Raw genomic sequence first — 8052 nt, forward strand, 5'->3', positions numbered from 1 at the left:
GCTAACTTAAGCCCCGGATTAACTTTATGAACCGCCTGCCCCCCTTGCGCCTGCTGACCACCTTCGAGGCTGTCGCCCGGCATGGTTCGGCGCGGCTTGCCGCCGCCCGGCTCAACGTGAGCGCGTCCGCGGTGAGCCAGACCGTCAAGGCGCTCGAGGATCATATCGGCACCTCTCTGTTTGATCGCGGCACGCGTCCCGCGCAGCTGACGGAAGCGGGCGAGCTTCTCGCCCGTGCGGTACGTGACGGGCTGGGACAGATCGCGGCGGCGCTCGAGGACATCCGGGCACTCAGCGGGCAGGACGGCGCCCAGCTGACAGTGTCCTGCACATTGGGCATGGCCACCTATTGGCTGATGCCTCGTCTGCCTGATTTCTACGCCGCGCACCCGGATGTGACCGTGAACGTACAAGCTCCGGCAACCGACCTGCCGCACCTGTCTCCCGGCATCGACGTGGCCATCCGCTACGGCACCGGCGGCTGGAGCGAGGGCACGACAGTGAAACTGTTCGACGAAAGCGTCTGCCCGGTGGCGGCCCCCCAGCTGCTCGAAAGCCTTCTCGGGAAGGGGGTCGGGCTCGATGCGGCACCACTCATTCACGTGCGCAGCCCGCACAACCAGCATTGGGCCGGCTGGGAGGAATACCTGCGCGCCCGGCGGATCGAACGCAGCCGGCTGTCGGGTCAGACGTTTAACAATTACGTTCAGGCCGCGCAGGCGGTGCTGGACGGGCGCGGTGTCATGCTGGGCTGGCGCTCCATTGCAAGCGGTGCGGTCCGCGAGGGCGCGCTGCGCATGTGGCCAGACGGAGAGCTTGATCTAGGCACATCCTACTACGTGACTGGACCTCGACGCCCGTCGGGCCCCGCGCAGGCTTTCCTGGACTGGATCACCGCAGATGAGTGAGCTTACGCCGCCCCCTCATGGCCGGGCGACGGGGCGGCCACTGCAACAAAACTCGGCTTTACCGCCCTTCCAACGAGCCCTCCCGGAACCCCGGCAAAGATCGAGCTGCTGCAGCGCGTGACAGGGACGTCCGCATTGCGGTCATCCAAGCGGCAGACATGCTCCGAGAGGCGCGAACGTCCTGTGTGGATGGCTCCCGCATAGCAAGCCGTTCGCTGCACATAGACGAAAGGCAGCGATGCGTAGAAAACGGGCCGCTTGAGAAAGCTCGAGACGCCTTGTCCGTCAGATTGGACGGCTCGGAACTGCCGCCCGTGAATGGCGGTCGAAGTGGGTCGCCCTGCGGTGCGGATTGGCAGCTCACCCTTGCGCGTCGGCGAAGGCTCCCGGTGGCCTCCCTGTATGACGCGCGAATGCCACGCTGAATGCACTCGCTGACCCGTAGCCGACTTCGCGTGCGATCTCGGCGATCGGGGCTGTCCTCTTCATCAGCATCTCCCCCGCCACTGCCATGCGCCAGTTGGTGACATACTCCATGGGGGCCGCGCCGATTTCGCGGTGAAACCTCTCGTAGAAGGTCGATCGCGACATCGCGGCGGATTTTGCCAGGGCGGCGACCGAATGCGGTCGTCCGGGATCCGCATGGATCTCACGCAATGCGACCGAAAGCTGGGGATCGGCAAGCCCACGCAGCATTCCGGGGGATACGATGGTGTCGGCGGTCGCGCGAAGCGCCTCGATCAGCAGCAGCTCCAGCAGGCGCCCCAGAACCATGTCGCGGGCCACCCGGGCGCCGCGCGTCTCGTCATCGATCATCTGCACCAGCTGCATCAGTCGATCCTGGCCCCGGACATGCACGATATCGGGCAACAGCGACACGAGCAGCGGCCGATCGCGCGAGGCAAAGGAACAGTGGCCGACCAGCATGATCACGTCCGTGGGCGCTTCGGGATCTCCCTGCCGTATGACGCCGGGGCTGATCTCCTGCCACAGGGGCGTTGCCTGCGGCCCCGGCGGCACAAGGCCCGTCATCACGAAATCGAAGATCTCGGGCACCAGCACGAAATCACCGGCCTCCAGCCGGATCGGATCACGTCCCGATGGTGTCAGCAGGCAACCGCCCGAAACGATGGCGCAATAGAAGGGGGTGCCCATTTCCGTGCGTTCCACCCTCCAGCCTCCGCCCCCCGTCACCCGCTTGGAGATCGACGGGACGGGTTGCAGCAGGCTGACGACATCTGCGAGGGGATCGCTCATGGCTTCGGACATACGCTAATCATTTCAGGATGATCTATTATAGAAAGTCCGAGGCAGGCCGTCCATCTTCTGATCATGTGATTTTCCGGAGTCCAGACGCCGTGATCCCGGACCGGGGCGCGACGCCCTCCCTTCATGACCAGGAGCCTGTGTCCCATGAACAACCTGATCGACCTTTCCCGCCATATTCCCGTGCCCGATTCGGCGCCGACCGTGGCCTATACCCCCCTCACCCTGGCGATGGAGGGGCGCCAACCGCTTGAGCTGCGCATCACGGCGCCGGTGCAGGGCACGGGCATCCCGATCGTCCTGCTGTCGCATGGGCACGGACCGTCGAACTACATCGCATCAAAGGATGGATACGCCCACCTGGCGCAGTTCTGGGCCGAGCGCGGCTTTGCCGTGATCCAACCGACCCATGCCAGTTCCCACGTTGCCGGATTGCCCTCGGACGCCGAGGGGGCACCTTTCTTCTGGCGCGAGCGGGTGGCCGAGATGAAGACCATCCTCGACCGCCTGGACGAGATCATACAGCAGGCACCGGCAATCTCGGGGCGCCTGGATCCGGCTCGGGTCGCGGCCGTGGGCCATTCGCTTGGTGGCCACACGACCAGCCTGTTGCTGGGCACCAGCGTGAAAGGAGAGGACTTCCGCGACCCACGCATCTCTGCGGGCATCCTGTTGACCGCGCCCGGCCGTGGTGGCAGCGAGCTGACCCCGGATAGTGCAGAGCGTCTCCCCTTCTTCGAGGTTGATTTCTCGACCCTGACAACGCGTACCCTCGTGGTCTGCGGCGATGCCGATCAACCGCATTTCACCACCCGCGGGCCCGACTGGTACGCCGATTCCTTCCACGATGGCCCCGGTGCAGAGGCGCTGTTGACGATGCATGGTGTCGGCCACGGGCTGGGCGGCATTGCCTCGCTCGACGCGAAAGAAACCGAGGCCGAGATGCCCGACGTCCTCGAAGCCACCAAGCGCATGACGCTCGCCTGGCTGCGCGACACGCTCGGACTTGAAAAGGCGGCGTGGCGGACGGCCAGCGACGTGCTGGATGGCCCTGCATCTGCGTTGGCGCGGGTTACGTCTGCGTAGCGAGCGAAGCCTGCTCAGGATCGCGCGCTGGTCAAATGCCTGAAAGTCGCGGAACGGCTGACCCCGGTCATCCTTTGCGCCAAGCACGAAAGGCAGCTCAAGGCCGGAGGGGCCAACTTGACTGACGAAATCGAAGTCAGTTCTGGGCCGTGGTCAGCGATGGAAGGCCCTGTAGAATCGGGGGACGCTCCACCGCGTCGCCGCAAGTCTGCTGTGAGACGAACCAGACAAAGCGCAGCCCGTCTCAATCCACTCCTGCGCCCCGGATCGACCAGTAAGGCGACGCGCCGAGGGAGTTGGCGCGTCGCATATCACGTTATGTGATCAGATCGTCTGGCCGCCCGACACCTCGATGCGCTGTGCAGTCACCCAGCGATTGTCGTCACGCAGAAGGTTGGCAATCATCGGACCGATGTCGTCCGGCAGCCCGACGCGGCCGAGCGCTGTCATCCCCGCGAACTGAGCGTTCACCTCGGCATTGTCGCGGACCAGACCGCCACCGAAATCCGTTTCGATGGCGCCCGGCGCAACCGTGTTTACCGCGATGCCCCGCGCACCGAATTCCCGCGCCATGTAAACCGTGAGCATCTCGACCGCCGCCTTTGCCGCCGAATAGGCCGCGAAGCCGGGGAAGGAGACCCGCGTCAGGCCGGAGGAGAAGTTCACGATCCGCCCGCCGTCGGCCAGAATCGGTAGAAGCGCCTGGGCGAGGAAGAAGACGCCCTTCACATGGACCGCGAACAGGCCATCGAACTGCGCTTCGGTGGTCTCCTCGATCAGGGCGAACTCGCCATGCCCGGCATTGTTGACGAGGTGATCGAAGCTGTCGCGACCCCAGATGTTGCGCAGTTCAGCGCGCAGGCTCTCGATGAAGGACGGAAAGCTTGCGGTGTCGGCAACGTCGAGGGGCAGAGCCACGGCCCGGCGCCCCATCTCGCGGATAAGGGTCACGACCTCCTCTGCCTGCTCAGCGTTCGAGCGATAGGTGACGATGACGTCGCCGCCTCTTTCGGCGATGGCGAGAGCGGTGTTGCGACCGAGGCCGCGATTGGCGCCGGTGACGAGAGCGATCTTGCTCATGGGACTGTCCTTTCAGGGTGTCATGATGTCACTCTGAAATAGAAGAGCGCCGACGCTCGTGGTTGCCTGAATCTCGCCATGACTTGCCTGTTTCCATTCACCTCTTCCCCGACAGGCCGATCCCGGCCATAATATCTTGCATGACCATTGCCCAAAGCAGTCCCCCTCTTGCTCAGTTGCTCGCCCATTGCCGCCGGTTCGCCGACGCCAATTCCCGGCCCGACGGGTCGGCGCCGACTCCGGCACGGGGCCTCACCTTAGTGCGTGCCCTGCACCCGGGAGAGCTGATGGTTGCCGTCCAGAAGCCCGTGATCGCCATGCTGCTGCAGGGGAGGAAGCGTGTGACCACGCTGGGCGCGAGCTTCGAATACGCGCCGGGGGAGGCGATGGTCATCGCGGCGGATATCCCGACGGTCAGCCGGATTACCCGCGCCAGTATCGCGGCACCCTACTATGCGCTCGTCCTCGAACTCGACCCCGCGATCCTGCGTGCGTTGCGCCCGGCCGTCTCCGTGCGTTCGGGTAAGGCGCCGCCCGTGAGGGTGGAGCCGATCGACACAGAGGTCATCGATGCCGCCCTTCGCCTTGCGCGTCTGCTGGATCGGCCCGAGGCCCTGCCAGTGCTCGCCGATGGCCTGCTGCGCGAGCTGCACTACTGGCTTCTCATGGGGGTTCACGGCCCGGCCATCGCGGCACTCGGGGTGCCGGACAGCCACGCGGGACGGATCGCGCGCGCGGTCGATATCCTGCGGCGGGAGTACGCCCGTCCGATCCGGGTCGAGGAACTCGCCGAGGCCGCCGCGATGAGTGAGCCCGCGTTCCACAAGCACTTCCGCGCCATCACGACCCTGTCGCCGCTCCAATTCCAGAAACAGCTTCGCCTGATTGAAGCGAGGCGGCTCATGCTGGCAGAGGGCGCGAAGATCGCACAGGCGGCTCACATGGTCGGCTACGCCAGCGTGACCCAGTTTACCCGGGAATACGGCCGTCTTTTCCATGCACCTCCTGGAAAGGACATACGCGCCGCAAATGCCGTCGCCTGAGTGCTCGGCATGCACCCCTGCACATGGACCAAGGTCGGCTTTGTTCCGCAGAGCCGACCTTGGGCGCCCGAAAAAGCGGCGCAATGGATCAATGACTGGTCTGATGAAGCTGCATTGCAGGGTCGGGTCCGGCGATGAACGGCAGGTTTGGGCCGGACGTGTCATGGTGACTTGCTTAGTAGGCAGCCCCTCCCGCCGCAGCGCGACATGTCCACTGCGTCCCTGGTCCGTCGCCAGGCACAACGACCCGCCCGACTGCATGCGCGCCACCTCGTCGCAAGCGCGCTTCGAGCCCCGTGCCGCCATGACGCCTGCATGACCCGGGGAGCGCCCACGCGCTTCAGCCGACGCGAACCTGGCACGACCAGTGCCGGTGGAGCGCCTCGATATCCCCGCTTGTCAGCAGCGGCATCGCGAGGCTCAGCTGCGGCTCGGTCCAGTCCCACCACCGCATCTCGAGCAGGCGCGCGATCTGAACGTCCCCGAAGCGCATGCGGATGACGCGCGCGGGGTTGCCGCCCACGATGGCATAGGGCGGGACATCGCGAGTCACCACGGCCCGCGTGCCGATCACCGCGCCGTCGCCGATGGTGACGCCGGGCAGGACGATCGCCTCAGTGCCGATCCAGACATCGTTGCCGATCACTGTATCGCCTGCGGGCCGGTATCCGTTCTGCGCTCCCTCGAAAGCCGCAATCTCGGACATCCAGTAGAAGGGAAAGGTGCTGATCCAGTCGGCCCTGTGGCCCTGATTGCCAGCCATGATGAAGGACGCCCCCGAGCCGATGGAGCAGAAGCTGCCGATGACAAGACGGTCGGCTCCTTCCTCGGTCACGAGGTAGCGGGCGCAGTCGTCGAAGCTGTGGCCGTGATAATAGCCCGAATAGTAGCTGTAGCGACCCACTGTAATGTTGGGATTGGTGACCTGCTGATCGAGCGTCACCCCGCGAAACGGGCTTTCGAAGTGGTTTTCCATTTGAAGAACTCTGAAGGCATGTAACATATGCGCAGACGCGCGAACCCGGCGCAGTCGCCTGTGGCGATGCGCGACAGCCCCGAGGCACTGTCCGGGACCGTATTCAGGATGTTCGGTCTGCTGACTTCATATGTGCTCCTCCGCGGCATTGAGACCGGTGCCCGCCCTGTATCCCGGATCGCGAAGCACGCGTAAAGCACCGGCGTTCACCGCGACACCGCGGGCCAATGGACGAGGCTCTGTTGCACAAATCGTCTGAACACCGAGGTTCCCCTTTCCCCGGACGGACCTATCCTGCGACCTCTGTGATGGGTGTGCCGAGGGCGGTGAACCCGTTTAGGACGGCGACACGGACCTGGAACTCTGCAACCTGACGGTCGAAGTCCCGCGCGGACAGGCGCTGCCCGAGAAGCTTGATGCAGTGCATCTTGGTTTCAGCGCGGCTTCGGCGGTAGTAACCGCTCCATCCACTGCCCGACAGGCGCATCCGCAGGATGCTGCCGAGAGGGATCGCCAGATGGTTCGACCCACACGCTTCGATGTCCGCAGGATTTCGTTGCGCGCGACAGCTCCGGCGGTGCCAGGTTTCCAGGGTTTGGCGTTCTTGCGGGGCGGGATGATTGCGGCGGCACCTCGGGCGGCGATGGCGTCGTGGCACTTGCGCGTGTCGAAGGCGCCATCGGCGGTGACGGTGGCGATCTCCTGCTGGGGCGGGATCTGGTCGAGCAGCTCGGGCAGCATGGGGGCGTCACCGATCTCGCTGGTGGTGACCTCCGCGGCCCGGATTTCAAGTGATTTCTCGTCGATACCAATGTGGATCTTGCGCCAGACCCGCCGCTTCGTGCCGCCGTGCTTGCGGGCGTTCCACTCCCCTTCACCCTCGACCTTGATCCCGGTGCTGTCCGCTGCCCGGCAGGGCATTGCGCAGCAATGTCCCGAGAGGGACCAGCAGGTGCAGCGGACCGTCCGAGCCTCGATAGGGGATGTTCACCTTCAGCATCTTCTGGCGACGCGACAGCGTGCTGAAGTCGGGCACCGGGATCAAGGTCGAGGCCGATCAGCCGCAGCAGGCTCTCGACGAACCCGGTCGTCTGCCTGAGCGCCATGCCGAACAGCACCTTCATGGTCAGGCAGGTCTGAATGGGGGCGTCGCTGTAGTCGGGCTGCCGCCCGCGCTTGCCGGTCGGTGTGGCTTCCCAAGTCATCGAAGGGTCGAACCAACCTCTCGTGACATTGCTGCGCAATGCACTGCCGGTCAACGGATCGTCAGCGAGCCGCGGCGCTTCAGCGCTTCGTTATAGGCGGGCCAGTTCCTGGTCTTGTAGGTCGGCGGCGTTGGTCTGCTCATGCAGTCCAGCTACCATGCCGGATTCACGAGATGAATCCCTCACGCGATTTGTGCAACAGAGTGGGTGCAAACTGCCCTTCAGGTCAAGAGCCCGGGATGACCGGTCTAGCCCAAAGTCACTGGTCCGACCACTCGCCGAGCTTGCCATAGTCGCAGCCCTCGTCGTAGGCATGTTGACATATGGCGCACCCAAAGACGTATCGACGTGATGTCGATGAAGTCCAGGAAGCTCTCCACAGTGTTGTCGTAACGGGTGGCGACGCGGCGGGCGTTCTTGAGCTCGTTGAAGCGCCGTTCGAGCAAGTTGCGCAGCCGGTAGAGTGATCGGTCCACGCCAACGCACTT

The 8052-nt window shown here is 64.7% G+C and carries 6 protein-coding genes and 2 pseudogenes; 3 read left to right on the forward strand and 5 right to left on the reverse strand.

Annotated elements, in window-relative coordinates; all coding sequences use genetic code 11:
• Positions 1 to 26 precede the first annotated feature (26 nt).
• Positions 27 to 908, forward strand: coding sequence for a LysR substrate-binding domain-containing protein (locus tag BLQ77_RS26380; RefSeq protein WP_089964083.1), 882 nt, complete (start codon positions 27 to 29; stop codon positions 906 to 908).
• Between the two features lie 360 nt (positions 909 to 1268).
• On the opposite strand, the gene BLQ77_RS26385 is transcribed toward BLQ77_RS26380, so the two are convergent.
• The gene (locus BLQ77_RS26385; protein ID WP_089964084.1) at positions 1269 to 2177 is read right to left on the reverse strand and encodes an AraC family transcriptional regulator; all 909 of its coding nucleotides are present in this window, start codon (positions 2175 to 2177) and stop codon (positions 1269 to 1271) included.
• A 144-nt stretch (positions 2178 to 2321) separates the two neighbouring features.
• Here BLQ77_RS26385 and BLQ77_RS26390 point away from each other — a divergent pair, with 144 nt between their 5' ends.
• Positions 2322 to 3260, forward strand: coding sequence for an alpha/beta hydrolase family protein (locus BLQ77_RS26390; protein ID WP_089964085.1), 939 nt, complete (start codon positions 2322 to 2324; stop codon positions 3258 to 3260).
• Positions 3261 to 3584: 324 nt separating this feature from the next.
• Here BLQ77_RS26390 and BLQ77_RS26395 read toward each other — a convergent pair whose 3' ends face one another.
• Positions 3585 to 4340: an SDR family NAD(P)-dependent oxidoreductase gene (locus BLQ77_RS26395; protein ID WP_089964086.1), complete on the reverse strand. Its 756-nt coding sequence runs from the start codon at positions 4338 to 4340 to the stop codon at positions 3585 to 3587.
• A 140-nt stretch (positions 4341 to 4480) separates the two neighbouring features.
• Between BLQ77_RS26395 and BLQ77_RS26400 the strand changes: the two genes are divergently transcribed.
• Positions 4481 to 5383, forward strand: a complete 903-nt coding sequence (locus tag BLQ77_RS26400; protein ID WP_089964087.1) for an AraC family transcriptional regulator — start codon at positions 4481 to 4483, stop codon at positions 5381 to 5383.
• 340 nt (positions 5384 to 5723) lie between these two features.
• Here the strand turns inward: BLQ77_RS26400 and catB are convergent, their stop codons facing one another.
• The 3 genes and pseudogenes from catB to BLQ77_RS26415 all read right to left on the reverse strand — a co-directional run.
• Positions 5724 to 6359: a type B chloramphenicol O-acetyltransferase gene (gene catB, locus BLQ77_RS26405; RefSeq protein WP_089964088.1), complete on the reverse strand. Its 636-nt coding sequence runs from the start codon at positions 6357 to 6359 to the stop codon at positions 5724 to 5726.
• A gap of 289 nt (positions 6360 to 6648) precedes the next feature.
• Positions 6649 to 7707 (reverse strand): annotated as a pseudogene (locus BLQ77_RS26410) (IS5 family transposase).
• A 171-nt stretch (positions 7708 to 7878) separates the two neighbouring features.
• Positions 7879 to 8052, reverse strand: a pseudogene (locus BLQ77_RS26415) (IS5/IS1182 family transposase); the annotation flags it as partial.

The organism is Salipiger thiooxidans (genome assembly GCF_900102075.1).
GTDB lineage: Bacteria > Pseudomonadota > Alphaproteobacteria > Rhodobacterales > Rhodobacteraceae > Salipiger > Salipiger thiooxidans.

Excerpts from the sequence above, each read along its gene's own strand:
- BLQ77_RS26380 (WP_089964083.1), top strand. The coding sequence starts at position 27 with ATGAACCGCCTGCCCCCCTTGCGCCTGCTGACCACCTTCGAGGCTGTC.
- BLQ77_RS26385 (WP_089964084.1), bottom strand. The coding sequence starts at position 2,177 with ATGTCCGAAGCCATGAGCGATCCCCTCGCAGATGTCGTCAGCCTGCTG.
- BLQ77_RS26390 (WP_089964085.1), top strand. The coding sequence starts at position 2,322 with ATGAACAACCTGATCGACCTTTCCCGCCATATTCCCGTGCCCGATTCG.
- BLQ77_RS26395 (WP_089964086.1), bottom strand. The coding sequence starts at position 4,340 with ATGAGCAAGATCGCTCTCGTCACCGGCGCCAATCGCGGCCTCGGTCGC.
- BLQ77_RS26400 (WP_089964087.1), top strand. The coding sequence starts at position 4,481 with ATGACCATTGCCCAAAGCAGTCCCCCTCTTGCTCAGTTGCTCGCCCAT.
- catB (WP_089964088.1), bottom strand. The coding sequence starts at position 6,359 with ATGGAAAACCACTTCGAAAGCCCGTTTCGCGGGGTGACGCTCGATCAG.